This window comes from Nostoc sp. TCL26-01 (assembly GCF_013393945.1).
In the GTDB taxonomy this organism is placed as follows: Bacteria; Cyanobacteriota; Cyanobacteriia; order Cyanobacteriales; family Nostocaceae; genus Trichormus.
The window spans coordinates 5,928,398-5,944,280 of sequence record NZ_CP040297.1 but is presented as its reverse complement, the minus strand read 5'-3'; the positions used below and the strand labels follow the sequence as shown (position 1 = coordinate 5,944,280).

7 protein-coding genes are annotated in these 15,883 nt (G+C 40.5%); 5 read left to right on the top strand and 2 right to left on the bottom strand.

The window, feature by feature from the left end; genetic code table 11:
• The first annotated feature begins 22 nt into the window (after positions 1-22).
• The 3 genes from FD725_RS25610 to FD725_RS25600 all read left to right on the top strand — a co-directional run bounded on the left by FD725_RS25610 (position 23) and on the right by FD725_RS25600 (position 4,852).
• Complete coding sequence (locus tag FD725_RS25610; protein WP_179050745.1) at positions 23-1,279, top strand: VWA domain-containing protein; 1,257 nt, start codon at positions 23-25, stop codon at positions 1,277-1,279.
• Entirely contained in the window at positions 1,276-2,556 is a 1,281-nt protein-coding gene (locus FD725_RS25605) for a VWA domain-containing protein (protein WP_179050744.1), read from the top strand. Before FD725_RS25610 ends, FD725_RS25605 begins: the two co-directional genes overlap by 4 nt.
• Before the next feature lie 328 nt (positions 2,557-2,884).
• A complete protein-coding gene (locus tag FD725_RS25600) occupies positions 2,885-4,852 on the top strand; it encodes an NACHT domain-containing protein (RefSeq protein ID WP_179050743.1) in 1,968 nt (655 codons plus the stop codon).
• A gap of 615 nt (positions 4,853-5,467) precedes the next feature.
• On the opposite strand, the gene cobJ is transcribed toward FD725_RS25600, so the two are convergent.
• The gene (cobJ, locus tag FD725_RS25595) at positions 5,468-7,156 is read right to left on the bottom strand and encodes a precorrin-3B C(17)-methyltransferase (protein ID WP_179050742.1); all 1,689 of its coding nucleotides are present in this window, start codon (positions 7,154-7,156) and stop codon (positions 5,468-5,470) included.
• Positions 7,157-7,502: 346 nt separating this feature from the next.
• Between cobJ and FD725_RS25590 the strand changes: the two genes are divergently transcribed.
• Both FD725_RS25590 and FD725_RS25585 read left to right on the top strand, forming a co-directional pair.
• Positions 7,503-7,733, top strand: a complete 231-nt coding sequence (locus FD725_RS25590; RefSeq protein WP_179050741.1) for a NifU family protein — start codon at positions 7,503-7,505, stop codon at positions 7,731-7,733.
• A 111-nt stretch (positions 7,734-7,844) separates the two neighbouring features.
• Positions 7,845-10,079, top strand: a complete 2,235-nt coding sequence (locus FD725_RS25585; RefSeq protein ID WP_179050740.1) for a glycoside hydrolase — start codon at positions 7,845-7,847, stop codon at positions 10,077-10,079.
• Between the two features lie 47 nt (positions 10,080-10,126).
• Here FD725_RS25585 and FD725_RS25580 read toward each other — a convergent pair whose 3' ends face one another.
• Positions 10,127-15,493: an ATP-binding sensor histidine kinase gene (locus FD725_RS25580; RefSeq protein ID WP_179050739.1), complete on the bottom strand. Its 5,367-nt coding sequence runs from the start codon at positions 15,491-15,493 to the stop codon at positions 10,127-10,129.
• Positions 15,494-15,883 lie beyond the last annotated feature (390 nt).

The window sequence follows — 15,883 nt, the reverse complement described above, 5'->3', positions numbered from 1 at the left end:
TCTTGACTAGGAATTTTGAGTTATGAAAGTTAACTTGCAGCCTGTCCTCAATGATGCCAATTTGGACGCGCAACAGCAAAGCAGTCAGCGTCAGTTGGCAATTTCGATTTCGGCTAGTGCAGAACCCCAAGACCGGACTATTCCTTTGAATTTATGCCTGATTCTTGACCATAGTGGTTCAATGAATGGGCGACCGCTAGAAACTGTCAAACAAGCGGCAAATCGTCTGGTAGAGCGATTAAAACCGGGCGATCGCCTAAGTGTGGTAGCGTTTGATCACCGGGCTAAGGTATTAGTCCCTAATCAGGTAATTGAAGACCCAGAACAAATCAAACGACAAATCAACCGGCTGGCGGCGGATGGGGGAACGGCGATTGATGAGGGTTTGCGTTTGGGGATTGAGGAATTAGCCAAGGGGAAAAAGGAGATGGTTTCTCAAGCCTTTTTGTTAACTGATGGGGAAAATGAGCATGGGGACAATAACCGTTGTTTGAAGTTTGCCCAATTGGCAGCTGGTTATAACCTGACGTTGAATACCCTGGGATTTGGCGACAACTGGAACCAAGATGTTTTAGAAAAAATTGCTGATGCTGGTTTGGGCAGTTTGTCTTACATCCAAAAACCCGAACAAGCGATCGATGAGTTTGGTCGTCTGTTTAGTCGAGTGCAAACAGTGGCTTTGACTAATGCTTATCTGTTATTCTCCCTCATGCCCAACGTCCGCCTAGCAGAACTCAAACCCATTGCTCAAGTTGCCCCAGACACAATTGAGTTACCCATCCAAAAAGAAAGTGATGGGCGTTTTGCGGTTCGCCTGGGAGATTTGATGAAAGATGCAGAGAGGGTAATTTTAGCTAATATTTATCTGGGACAGTTGCCAGAAGGTAAACAACCGATCGCTAATGTGCAAGTCCGCTATGATCACCCCTCGCAAAATCAAGCAGGGTTGTTTACTCCCAACATTCCCGTTTATGCCAACGTTGTCAGGGTCTACCAACCAGATATCAGTCCCCAGGTACAACAGTCGATTTTAGCATTGGCTAAGTATCGGCAAACCCAGTTAGCAGAAGCAAAATTACAGCAAGGCGATCGCTCCGGTGCGGCTACTATGTTACAAACTGCTGCCAAAACTGCTTTGCAAATGGGAGATACCAACGCGGCGACGGTGTTACAAACCTCAGCAACGCAATTACAATCAGGGCAAGATTTATCAGAAAGCGATCGCAAGAAGACCAGAATTGTCTCCAAAACTATCTTGCAAGATACTCCTCCCAAATGAAAGTTCAATTGCTCTCGGCTTTAAGTGATAGTAATATCGATGCCACGCAATTAAGTAGTCAGCGCCAATTGGCAATTTCTGTTTGTGCAATAGCTGAACAGTTTGAGCAGAATTTGCCACTTAATTTATGCTTAATTTTGGATCAAAGTGGTTCCATGCAGGGCAAACCACTAAAGACGGTGATTGCGGCTGTAGAGCAATTAGTGGATAGGCTACAGCCAGGCGATCGGCTCTCAGTTGTCTCTTTTGCTGGGTCTGCAACAGTGATTATCCCCAACCAAATCGTTGAAGACCCCGAAACCATCAAATCTCAAATTAATCAGCAGATTCAAGCCAGTGGCGGTACAGTCATTGCTGAAGGCTTACAACAGGGAATTACAGAACTGATGAAGGGAACGAGAGGCGCTGTTTCCCAGGTGTTTCTGTTAACCGATGGACGTGGTGAAAGCAGTCTGAAAATTTGGCGCTGGGAAATTGGTAACGATGATTACAGGCGATGTCTGGAACTAGCGAGAAAAGCTGCAAAAATTAACATCACCATCAACACACTGGGATTTGGTAACAGTTGGCATCAGGATTTATTGGAAACCATTGCGGATGTCGGTGGTGGGACTCTCACTCACATTGAATATCCAGAACAGGTTGTAGAGGAATTTAATCGCCTGTTTAGCCGGGTTCAGTCTATCGGCTTAACTAATGCTTATCTGGTGTTGTCTTTTGCACCTCATGTCCGACTGGCTCAACTCAAACCGATGGCGCAGATTTCCCCAGATATTATTGAGTTACCAGTGCAACCAGAAGCAAATGGCACTTTTGTGATTCGCTTGGGGGATTTGATGCGAGATATGCAACGGATAGTTTTAGCCAATCTTTACCTGGGAAAATTACCAGCAGGGGAACAGGTAATTGGCAATATGCAAGTCCGTTATGATCACCCAGGATCGGACACAGAAGGTTTGCTGTCTCCTACCTGGCCGATATATGCAAATATCATGGACGCATATCAAGCTGATTTCCATCCGCAAGTCCATCAATGGATTTTGGCATTAGCCAAGTATCGCCAAACACAACTAGCTGAGACTAAATTACAACAAGGCGATCGCTCTGGTGCGGCGACAATGTTACAAACTGCGGCGAAAACCGCCTTACAAATCGGTGATACCCACGCTGCTACAATTTTACAAACCTCCGCTACTCGCCTCCAATCTGGGGAAAAACTTTCAGCAGCCGAATTAAAGAAGACGAGAATTGTGTCTAAAACAATTTTGCAGGAATAGTAAAAATACAGCGTTGCTGATTAATGGTAAGTTTCGCATCAACACAGTCAGCAATCATACCCAAATATACGATAATTAATCTAACATGAGTTTGACAAGTCTTTTTTGACCTCTCCCCCAACCCCTCTGTCTTGAAAAGTTCTGATCGGAGGAAGCCTCCGCTCAGACTTTTCGCTCCGACACGGAGAGGGGAGTAAAGAGCAGAAATATCAACGAAAAATGAAGGTTTTAAAGCCTCTCTCCGTTTCGGGGAGAGGTTTGGAGAGGGGTTTTTTAGATCCGTTGAACTCACGTTAATCTAAGTATTTTTTGCTTTTAAGTCTCCTGCATGAACAAGCTGCTGAAAAATCCACTCCTTTTGTTCATTTTTGGTGCAACTGCCACAAGTTTAATCGGTTATTTAATTAATCAATTACCTTCAATTCCCGATTTCCCATATAAAAATTCATTAATTATTGGTGCTGTGATTCTTGTGACGCTATTAATAGCGTGGGGAACCTATCAACAGTCACAACAACAGCCAACAGACGCACCAGAACAAATTGACCCGACATTAAGACTGCGACTACTAGCAGCAGAAGAAACAAAGGTAAAAAAGCGATTAAACGATTCCCTGCTTTTGTCACTGATGATTGAATTAGATCAACAGGAACAGCCGGAAAAAGTCGGACGAAATCCACTGCAACCTTTGTATACAATCTCAACCAATCAAAATACAAGTCCACCCCAGCAAATTAATCGCCTGATGGAAGTGTTGCAGCGACCAGATATTAGTGGCAGATTATTAATTTTAGGACAGCCGGGAGGCGGGAAAACCACGACACTGCTAAAGTTAGCAGATGAATTATTAGCAACAGCAAAGCAAAATGATCAAACCCCAATGCCTTTGATCTTTGAACTTTCAGCATGGCGGGATGATAGTCTGAATATTTTGGATTGGTTAATTATTCAACTCAAGGAAGAATATAGTTTAGCACCTGGAATCAGTCGCTTTTGGTTAGAACGTGGTGACATTTTACCGTTGTTAGATGGGTTGGATGAGTTGGGGTTGGAACGACAGAAAAAGTGCATCCAAGCAATTAATCAATATTTAAGTGCAGATGCAAAGCGGGATTTAGTTGTTTGTTGTCGAGAAGAAGAATATCTTGCAGGAGAAGAACATCTGACACAGTTACATGGTGCGGTTTGTTTACAGCAGTTGTCAGATAAACAGATTCAAGATTATTTAAATGATTTGCGTAGACTTGATGTGTGGCAAGAAATCCAGAGAAACGCAGAATTTTTAGAATTAGCCAGGACACCATTATTACTATCGATGATGGTGGTTGCCTATCAAGGAAAGCCAATACAGACAAAGCAAGATTTATTTGATGCCTATATCGAGCGTAGGTTCAATTTGCTGCCTGTAGGGAAGGAAGAAGCGCCGCGAAAGAAAATTCTGCATCTTTTAGCGTTTTTAGCCAAGCGATTACGAGGCACGCAAACGGAGTTTTTGATTGAGAATATGCAGCCATCTTGGTTACAAACTCGTCAGCAAAGGTGGTTACATAAATTTATTTTAGGGCTGATTTTAGGGCTGATTTTAGGGCTGTTTGGAGGGCTGTTTGGAATGCTGCTTGTAGGGCTGATTTTAGGGCTGATTTTAGGGCTGACTTTTGGTGGTTCTTCCATTGAACCAGTCGAAGAAATTCAATTGTCAGTGACACAAATAAAAATTAGTGTTTTCATAGAAAAATTCACTTATGGGCTGATTTCTGGGCTGATTTTTGGGCTGATTTTTGGGCTGATTTTTGGGCTGATTTCTGGGCTGCTTGGAGTGCTGATTTTTGGGCTGATTTCTGGGCTGCTTGTAGGGCTGATTTTTGGGCTGATTTCTGGGCTGATTTCTGGACTACAGTCAGATTTAAAAACTAAATTTGCACCCAATCAAGGTATTTGGGCTTCGTTTAAGAACACGCTTTTCGTCACATTTATATTTAACATTCTCTTTTTCTCTAGCCAAATTTGGCTGAAACCCTTTTTGCTTAATTTTCTTAAACTTAGTGAAGTTAGCGTAATTTTGAATAGTTTGCAAGCTCTTACTTTTGTACTTGCATTAATTTACGGTGGTGGATTAGCCTGTATACAGCACGTTTCCCTACGTTTGGTACTTTGGCTCAGTGGCTGCATTCCCTGGAACTATGCCCAATTTCTCAACCGTGCAGCACAACGTCGTTTAATTCAACAAGTCGGTGGTCGTTATCGGTTTATCCACCGTCTCCTACTCGACCACTTCGCCAATCTGCCTCTGTCATAGCGTGATACCGTTTCACTTTAAGGTTGATACATTTAGGCAAGCAGGGGAGCAGAGGGGCAGAGGAGAAATTATTTGTATCATTCATTTAGTGAAATGGTATCACATGATACTGTGGCATGAATCAAACCCAACCTTGTCAGTTCCAAATCATTGAGAATTAGCACCTGGATTAACGTGAGTTCGACAAATTTTTTTGACCTCTCCCCCAACCCCTCTCCGACGCGGAGAGCAGGGTGGTTTCATACAAACAGAGAAAAAACAAAACTTTGTTTCAAAGCCTCTCCCCCCGTGGGGGAGAGGTTTGGAGAGGGGTCAAAACTTCTGCTACAAAGCGACAAATCAAGATGTATGTATTTTTCTTTTTTCGTATGAAACCACCCTGCTCTCCGACGCGGAGAGGGGAGTAAAGATCATAGGACATCAACGAAAAATTAAGCTTTTAAAGCCTCTCTCCTTTTAGGGGAGCCAGTTGCGTGGGCGGGTTTCCCGACTTGAGCAAACTGGCGTGAGAGGTTTGGAGAGGGGTTTTTTCAGCCGTCGAACTCACGTTGGATTATTCGCTTGTTGCATTTCCTGCTGCAATTAATTTATCATTCATGGATTTAGTTTCAGCACTCAGCACTCTCCATATCTCCGGGGTGTGTAAACAAAGAGACTGCCATCACGACGTTGGATAGTCCGGGTTTGGCTGGAACCGATGAGAATGACTGTTCGCATATCGGCGCTATCTGGGGTTAACTGTTGGAGTGTGATGACTTTTACAGTTTGCCCTAGCCTACCTAAATTTTTAGCTAGTACTACGGGAGTATCAGGTTTTCTGTATTGCAATAAGATATTTCTGGCTTCGGCTATTTGCCAGGTGCGTTCTTGGGAAACAGGATTATAAAAGGCAATCACGAAATCAGCTTCAGCCGCAGCAGTAATGCGTTTGGTAATAATTGACCAAGGTTTTAAGATGTCAGAAAGAGAAATTGCACAAAAATCATGCCCCAAGGGTGCGCCGATGGTGGCGGCTGCGGCTTGCATAGCGGAGATACCTGGGGCAACGTGAATATGAATACTGTCCCATTCTGGTTTATGGTGGTCATCTAGTACTTCAAAAACAGCTGCTGCCATTGCATAGATGCCAGGATCACCAGAAGATACTATAGCCACATATCGACCTGTAGCTGCTAAATCAAGTGCCATTTTTGCTCGTGCAATTTCTGCGCGGTTATCTGACTCATGACGTTGTTTACCTTCAGCTAAAGCCCCAACTAAATCTAGATAGGTTTTGTAACCCACTAAATCTGTGGCAACTTTGAGTATTGCCTTTACCTCTGGAGACATCCACTCAGAACTACCGGGGCCAGTACCAATAATTGCTAACCTGCCTCGTGATTGTCCTATGGTATCAGGGTTGATGGGCGCGGGAGCGATCGCCACCGCTATATGAGAAGATGTAGCAATCAATTTACCTTCTGTACCTGTAGCTGCTAGGGCTATGTCATTAGCTGATAGTTGATTTGTGGAGAAAAATCGGGTGGGTACATTAAAAGCATCAGCGATAGGATCTATATTAGTAGCGATCGCTAAAGGTGCAAAAATCGCTGCTAGAGATGGGGGGGCAAGTCCAGCTTCAGTTAGTAGCTGTTGTACTGAGTCTAGGGTAACAGAAGGGTGAGTGATAGCGATCGCCACAGTTTGTGGATGATAAACTAGACAATTAGCGCTAGGATTTGCCAAATATTCTGTCACCTGGATAGTTAAATCACCATTCGCATCAATCGGTAATTGACTATTACTCAACCAAGGTGCAGTTCCGACTAACTTCACCTCTGCCCCTGCTAGCAAATCAGCAATAAATTTCTTCCCATCATCAGGGTTGGCTAAATGGTATCCAGGGGGAGGAGAGAACAAGGCTGTGCGGAAACGAATATCACCCGTTGTTGTAATAGCAGCTTGAGTTTCCAGCACTTTGGCAATCTGCCGAGCAAAATCATTGACTCCACTGAGTCCTCCCAATAGAGGCACAACCGTACTACCATCCTCAGCTACAGCTAACACTGGCGGTTCCAGGCGTTTATCCGAAATTACAGGTGCTAAAGTCCTAATGAGAATCCCAGCCGCACAAATACCAATTAGCGGTGTACCACCAGCAAACAACTCCCGCAGCGTCTCACCAAAATTTGTGAAGCTAATATCAACACCTGAAGTCCGCCCAGCTAACCCGTATAGCTGTGCTTCTGGTATGGCACTGATAATTTTACGGGCTACTGCTACACTATTTTGACTCAGTACGACAACGGCAGGTGCAAATTTCATGATCAGATTTAGGGAACTTCCGGAGAAACAAATTTGCTCTGTGCCTTTGTGGTTAGATAGATGATTTTTTCACCACAGAGACACAAAGACACAAAGGGAGCGATAGCTAGAAATTAGGGTTGTATAATTTTAGTATTTACGCACTCAAGCAATAAACCTTTCTGAGGGTGGTCAATAGTCAATAGTCAAAATCAAGTTTTTTTGGACTCAATCTAGGGACAATTGGATCTAGGATCGATTTAACAAGACCAAAAAATCACATTTTGGATAATGTGTTTGTAGTAGACTTTAGCACTACTACAGATGAATTCCCGATCACCATTGTTAATTAACTAGGTATTTTGTAATGGAACTAACAATTGACAACGTTGAAACAGTTTTAGATGAAATGCGTCCTTACCTGATATCTGATGGCGGTAACGTGGAACTGGTAGAACTTGATGGGCCGATTGTCAGACTACGCTTACAAGGTGCTTGTGGTTCTTGTCCCAGTTCTACCATGACATTGAGAATGGGTATTGAGCGCCGTTTAAGAGAAATGATTCCGGAAATTGCTGAAGTTGAACAAGTAATTTAGGAGGGAGATGGGGAGATGAGGGGATGGGGAGAAAGAAGTTCCCCTTCCATTACCCAATCCCCAATCCCCAGTACCCAATCCCTAATCCCCAGTACCTAATCCCCAATCCCTATGTCTCATCCACTCTACGTTGCTTTTATCTGGCATCAACATCAGCCACTGTATAAATCTCCTGGTGGTGGTAGTTCAGTAGCTTCTAGTCAGCAATATCGACTACCTTGGGTACGTTTGCATGGTACAAAAGACTATTTGGATTTGGTGTTAATTCTGGAAAAGTACCCGAAGTTACACCAGACGGTAAATTTAGTTCCGTCTCTGATTTTGCAATTAGAAGATTATATTGCTGGGACTGCGTTTGATCCTTATTTAAAGGCTAGTTTGACACCGACGGAACAACTGACTCAGCAACAACGAGAATTTATTATCCAACATTTTTTTGATGCTAATCACCATACTTTGATTGATCCCCATCCTCGTTATGCCCAGTTGTATTATCAAAGGCAAGAACAAGGACAAGCTTGGTGTTTGGCTAATTGGCAGTTGGCTGATTATGGTGATTTGCTGGCATGGCATAATTTAGCGTGGATAGATCCACTGTTTTGGGATGACCCGGAAATTGCTGCTTGGTTGGAGCAGGGGCGTAATTTTAGTTTAGGCGATCGCCAGCGTATCTACTCTAAACAACGAGAAATTCTCAGCCGCATCATCCCCCAACATCGTAAAATGCAAGCATCGGGACAACTGGAAGTTACCACCACACCCTACACTCACCCGATTTTACCCTTGCTAGCCGATACTAATGCTGGGCGGGTGGCAGTGCCAAATATGACTCTACCTGACTATAGGTTTCTTTGGGCAGAAGATATTCCTCGTCATTTAGAAAAAGCTTGGGAATTATATACAGATAGATTTGGCCAAGAACCACGCGGTTTATGGCCTTCTGAACAATCAGTTAGTCCAGAAATTTTACCGTATATTATTAAACAAGGGTTTAAGTGGATTTGCTCAGATGAGGCGGTTTTGGGTTGGACACTCAAACACTTCTTCCATCGGGATGGGGCAGGAAATGTGCAGCAACCAGAACTGCTCTATCGACCTTATCGCCTAGCCACTCCCGCCGGAGATTTAGCCATAGTTTTCCGTGATCATAGATTATCAGATTTGATAGGCTTTACCTACAGCGCCATGCCAGCTAAACAAGCAGCAGCCGACTTAGTGGGACATTTGCAAGCGATCGCTAAAATGCAGCGAGAAAAGCCCAGTGAACAACCGTGGTTAGTTACCATCGCTTTAGATGGGGAGAATTGTTGGGAATTTTACCCCCAAGACGGCAAACCTTTCCTGGAAGCTTTATATCACAGTTTAAGCAACGAACCCCACATCAAACTCGTCACCGTCTCCGAATTTCTCCAAGAATTCCCAGCTACAGCCACCATCCCCGCCGCACAACTCCATAGCGGTTCTTGGGTGGATGGTAGTTTTACCACCTGGATTGGTGATCCTGCTAAAAATCGCGCCTGGGACTACCTCACAGAAGCCAGAATCGTCTTAGCCAATCATCCAGAAGCCACAGAAGAAAACAACCCAGAAGCCTGGGAAGCTTTGTATGCGGCTGAGGGTTCGGATTGGTTTTGGTGGTTTGGCGAAGGACATTCTTCTAATCAGGATGCCATTTTTGACCAATTATTCCGCGAACATTTATATGGCATTTACAAAGCCTTAAATGAACCCATCCCCGCATATCTCAAGCAACCAGTGGAAGTTCACGCCGCACGGGCAGATCATTCGCCAGAAAGTTTTATCCATCCCATCATTGATGGTAGAGGTGATGAACAAGACTGGAACAAAGCCGGACGGATAGAAGTTGGTGGGGCGCGAGGAACGATGCACAATAGTAGTGTAATTCAGCGTCTTTGGTATGGAGTGGATCACCTCAACTTCTATTTGCGGGTAGATTTTAAAAGCGGTGTCGCACCAGGACAAGATTTACCCGCAGAATTAAATTTACTGTGGTACTATCCCGATAAAACAATGCACAATAGCCCCATCCCCTTAGCCGATGTGCCGGATATAGCCCCACTCAATTACTTATACCATCATCAACTAGAAATTAATTTACTCACCCAATCAATTCAATTTCGAGAAGCTGGAGAACACTATCAATGGTTTCCCCGCGCCAGCCGCGCTCAAGTCGCTTTAGAAAATTGTTTAGAAATAGCAGTCCCCTGGGCAGACTTACAAGTCCCCCCAGATTATCCTCTGCGCTTGATTGTCGTTATAGCTGATGAGGGGCAGTTTAGTAAACACTTACCAGAGAATGCGTTGATTCCCATAGAAGTACCGTAAACATGAGGTATGGGTTGAACCCAACGGGAATTCGACAGCACCTATGGCTAAACCTGAGATGCTGTCAGGCTTTGAAAACTGCGTTTTTGGTGGCAGGGAATTTGAATGATAAACTCTGCCCCTTCTCCAGGTTGAGAAATGCACTCTATTGTCCCGTGATGTTTGTCTACAATGATTTGATAGGTGATTGATAATCCTAAACCAGTGCCTTGTCCGATGGGTTTAGTGGTGAAAAAAGGATCAAATATTCTTTGTTTGACACTATCACTCATGCCGACACCATTGTCCTTAATGGCAATGGCGACAAAATCGGGGTTGACTACTTGAGTACGAATAGCGATCGCACTAGAATTGTTATTAGTTGCTTGAGTATTTCTGTCCTGATGTAACTTTTCTACTGCATCAATGGCATTGTTTAAAATATTCATAAATACTTGATTTAATTGCCCAGCATAACATTCCACTTTTGGCAAATTACCGTAATTTTTGATAATCTCAATTGCTGGTTTACTAGGTTTAACTTGCAGACGGCTTTGCAAAATTAGTAAGGTACTCTCAATGCCCTCATGAATGTTAACAGGTTTCATGTCAGCTTCGTCTAAACGAGAGAAATTCCGTAATGTTAAGACAATTTCCCGAATGCGCTGCGTGCCGACTTTCATTGAAGATAAAATTTTCGGCATATCTTCTTTAATAAAATCAATATCAATATCTTCTAAAAACTCGGCAATTTCTGGTGCTAATTCAGGATAGATATCTTGATAAATATTAATCAACCCAACTAAATCTTGGGTGTAATTATCAATGTGTCCCAAGTTACCATGAATAAAGCTGACGGGGTTATTAATCTCATGAGCGATTCCTGCAACCATTTGCCCTAAGCTAGACATTTTTTCGGTTTGAATTAATTGTGTTTGAGTTAGTTTTAATTCAGCCAGTGTTTGCTTTAATCTGACATTTTTTTCATTTAATTCCCTGGTTCTCTCTTCTATTTTTTCTTCTAAGTTGGCGTAAAGCTTGGCATTCTCTATGGAAATCGCTGCCTGCGAAGATAGAATTTTGAGTATTTGTATTCTATCGGCAGTAAATGCCCCCACTGTTAAATTATTTTCTAAATAAACTAACCCAATCAATTTACCTTGATTAATGATCGAAGTACACATGAGTGATTTAACTTGATTGTCAATAATATAGGGATCTATCGTAAATCCTCCCTCGTTTTTAGCATCAGATAAAACTACATCTTTCTTGGTTCTTGTAACATAATTAATTACCGAGATCGGCAACTGTTGACTATTTTCTAAAGGGATTGATTGTCCAACGGTTAAATCTTCTTGCTCTACACTAGCTTTAGCTTCAATAAATAATTTTCCTCCTTTTTCTAGTAGGAGAATTCCAGTTTGAGCGCCAGCATTCTCGATCAAAATTGTCATTAATTTTTCTAGTAGGTTTTCTAGTAAAATTACTTCTGATAAGGCTTGTGAACCTTTAATCACTGTAATTAAATCTAGTCCACTTGACTTTTCATTAGCCGTAGAGGCAGTAATATTAGTATTTGTAAATCCTGTTTGATATTGAGTGGAGACTTTAGCAATTAATTCGGGATATTTTAACTCTAAATCTTTCACCTTAGCATTTGCTCCCCAATGGCGATAACCATAGTGAGCTTTTGTCATATATAGGGATGCAAATTCATGTCTTCCCAGATGAAAATAAAATTCTGCCGCACATTCATAAGCTAGTGCTTCTTCATGAATATATCCATAATTGTGAGCGCCTTTAATTGCTAGATCATAGTTTTCCATTGCTACTAATACTTGTCCTAAAAATCGGGCTTTTTCTGCCTCAACCAAGTCATATTTATGCTGATAGTTTTCTGGTGAGTGATTTGCCCATTCTTGTAATTGTTGCTGATTTTCTGCAACTTTATCTATAAAAGTTTGGATATCAGCTTGATTAGTTGTATTTATACACAAACCTAGTAGTGCCAGAGAATAGTAAAACTTATATGCAGATAAATAAACAGTGCCACCAACTGCCACTTCATATTGTTGTGCTAATTGAGCATTTTTAATAGCTTGAGCATAATCTTTAAAGAAATAACTTAAAATAGTTTTGCCAAGATAAGCATAAAAAATAGCGGCAATATTGTCTGCCATTCTCTGCATGACTGATTCATTAAAACTATCCCCCTCTAAGTAATATTCATGCTCTTGTCCTTGAACGAGTTCAGTTACCATCTGTTTTAAAATTAACAAACAGATGGTGAAATGTTCTTGCTGAATCTTATATGCTAAACTAATATATTGTTCTAGTCTTTGTTCGAGAATATCTAAATTTTCTCCCACCCAAAAAGGATGCCAGCAAACTAGTAACCCATTATAACCTACATACTCAATATCCCCGGTATCTAGACCACTTTGTACAGCATCTTGTAACGGTTCTATGGTGGTTTGAATATGTTCTTTCCAATGTCTCACGAAAATATTAAATAAGGCGTATACTTTAGATTTAATTTCTCTAGTATCAAATTGCTCTAAAATCTCTAAAGATAACTTACCAAATCGATAGCCTGACTCAATATTTTGCAGTCCCCCACATAAAATTAGTCCATAAAAACCATAGGCATAAGCGGCAAAAGATGAATTACCATACTGCACACATAGATTAACCATTGTAAAGGCAATTAATGGTAAAAGTGCTGGATCTGCCAAATAAGCAGGAGGCATGGCTGTCATCAATATTCTCATTGCTGCCAGCTTATGAGGATCAGTCATTTCTGGTAGATTAGCTAATTCTTCGATTGTTAATTCTGCTGGTGGCGTTTGTGATAAGGAAACTCCCAGCATTTCTAGCACTTGTAAATCTAAATCTAATGCTTCGCGCATTCGATTTTGAGCAACATAAAACTGAATCTTTTTCTCATATACTTTAACAGTATCTAGAATATTTTTACTGTTATTAATGACACTGATAAATAATGGTTCGGCTTGCTCAAAATTTGTAGTTAAATATTCTGCTTCTACTGTTTCTACATAGAGGGCAAGAGTTAATTCATAATGGTTTTGCCAGCAATCATCTACCAGTAAATTTAGACCTTGCTTGAGAAACTTGACAGCAGATTCGTAAGCAGCAGAATCCTTAGCTTTACGTCCAGAAAGAAGATTTAATTCAGCTAGTTGATATCGTTCTTCTGGAGCAGTAATTAGTTCTGTACCAATATTTAACTGGTTGACAATATCGAAGATTTTATCTTCTCGTAAACTCTCATCAATATTCTTTAGTAGCAGTCTACCAATATGTAAATGAATCTCCGGTTTCTGCTCATCAGGTATTAAGGCATAGGCGGCTTGTTGCACGCGATCGTGGAGAAATTTATAATCAATGACAAAGATGTCTACTTCTTCTAATAACAGTGGTAGTTTGTAGCTATCACTTAAGGGTATAATTAACCCAGCTTGTAGTGCTTCCCAAATATCTAATGCTGTATCATTATGAGATTTTTCGTTGACGCAAGAGAGGATATTTAAGTTAAAGCGATTACCAATACAAGCAGCTATTTTTAAAATATTTTGGGTAGTTTCTTTGAGCTTTTGGATTTTACCTATCATTAAGTCAACAACATTATCAGTGATTCCTAGCATTTGGATACGCTGAATATCCCACTGCCATTGACCAGTGACAAAGTTAAATAGCAGCAAATTTTCTTGATGAATGAATTTAAGTAATTGATTGATAAAAAATGGATTGCCAGCAGTTTTATGAAAAATTAATTTAGCTAATTCTTTAGAGTCTTCTAAACTTGATTTTAGAGTATCACTCACTAGTTGACAAACATCAGTAATTTTGAGATTTTGACAGTGAATAGTCTTGACAGGACTACTATTTTTGGCAATTTCTCGCAAAATTAGCATTAATGGATGACTTGTATCAACTTCATTGTCTCGATAAGCACCGATGAGTAATAAATGTTGAATATCCGTGTCCGTGGCTAATAATTGAATTAATTTTAATGAAGCTAAATCTGCCCATTGTAAATCATCTAAAAAGACAACTAATGGATGCTCTTTTTGAGCAAACACATTGATAAACTTCCGAAAAACTAAGTTAAAGCGATTTTGTGCTTCTGCTGATGCTAGTTGTGGTACTTCTGGTTGCTTACCAATAATCAGTTCTAGTTCGGGAATGACATCAATAATAATTTGAGCATTGGGACTGAGTGCTGCTAAAAGTTTTTCTTGCCAAATAGTTAATTGTGATTCACTTTCTGTGAGTAACTGCTGGATTAACTCTTGAAATGCTTGGATTAAGGAAGCATAGGGAATATTACGCTGAAATTGTTCATATTTACCAGCAATAAAATAGCCTCTGTTTTTGATTACAGGTTTATGAATTTCATTGACTAATGCTGATTTACCAATACCTGAGTAACCTGCCACTAATGCTAATGCTTTCTGCCCTTGATTAATTTGGGAAAAAGCAGTCATTAAAATATCTATTTCTGCTTCTCTTCCATATAACTTTTCTGGAATTTGTAATTGGCTAGACTGATCTTGCTGACCAATAGAAAAGTCGATGATAGAATTAGTTTTTTCTAACTGACTGAGACAATTTTCTAAATCTGCTCTAATGCCAAAAGCACTTTGATATCTTTCCTCAGCAGTTTTGCTGAGTAATTTCATAATAATTGCTGAAATTACTGGTGGGATTTCGGGAACGATTTCATCTACTGGGATAGGTTGTTTGGCAATATGACAATGAACTAACTCCATTGGATCATTTGCTGGAAATGGTAACTTGCCTGTGAGCATTTGATAAAGAGTTACCCCCAAAGAATAGAAGTCTGTTCGGTAATCAATTGACCGATTCATTCTCCCTGTTTGCTCTGGAGATATATAAGCTAGAGTTCCTTCCAGTAAATCAGGATTACTAAGTTTAGGTTTTTCTTGTATGAGTAGTGATGATATAGAAAAATCAATTATTTTAACTTGATAGGTTTCTAAATTAACAATGATATTTTGTGGCTTGATGTCTTTATGAATAATATAATGTTGGTGTAGTTCACCTAATGCTTGGGTAAGTTGAATACTGATATGGAGAAAATCTTGTAACTCAATTTTGCCATTTTGGATAATTTTATAAAGAGAAGTTCCCACAAAATCTTCTAAGATAATAGCACATCCATTGTTGTGCTTTTCTAGACTATAAGCTCGAACAACTCCTGGGATGTCTAAATTTTTAATTAGCTCATATTCATGCTTGATAGCTGCTATATCTTTTAAATCAGGGTATTCTGTTTTTAAGAGTTTAATAACTACTGGTTGACCATCTTGATTTCTCTTAGCTCGATAGACACTGGTTTTGATGCCCTCGTCAATTAATTCTATAATTTGATAATTCGATAATGTAATCATTTGTGAGATTAATACTTTTAACAATTTTCAAAATCTGGAAATGATAACCCGATTAAGTAAGAATTCAGCATCCAGGAGTCAGAAGTCAGAATTAATCAGGGGTTTAGGAATATTAGCTTACTCATCAAATATGAAAATTTGAACTATTCTGACTCCTGAATCCTTACCCGATTAATTCAAGTTGCTGTCTCTGGTAGTGGTATGTGAGTTTGCATTTTCATCCATGTCCAGTTTCATTAATTTAAAAACCAAATAGATTTCCTAGAGAAGAATAAATACATTTTTAAAGTCTGTGATCCAACAAACCTTAAAAATGTATCGGTTTACAAGATAATATAGGCTTTAACAACCTAAATCATGCTAATTTTTGTTGAGTTAGTCAAAATACCC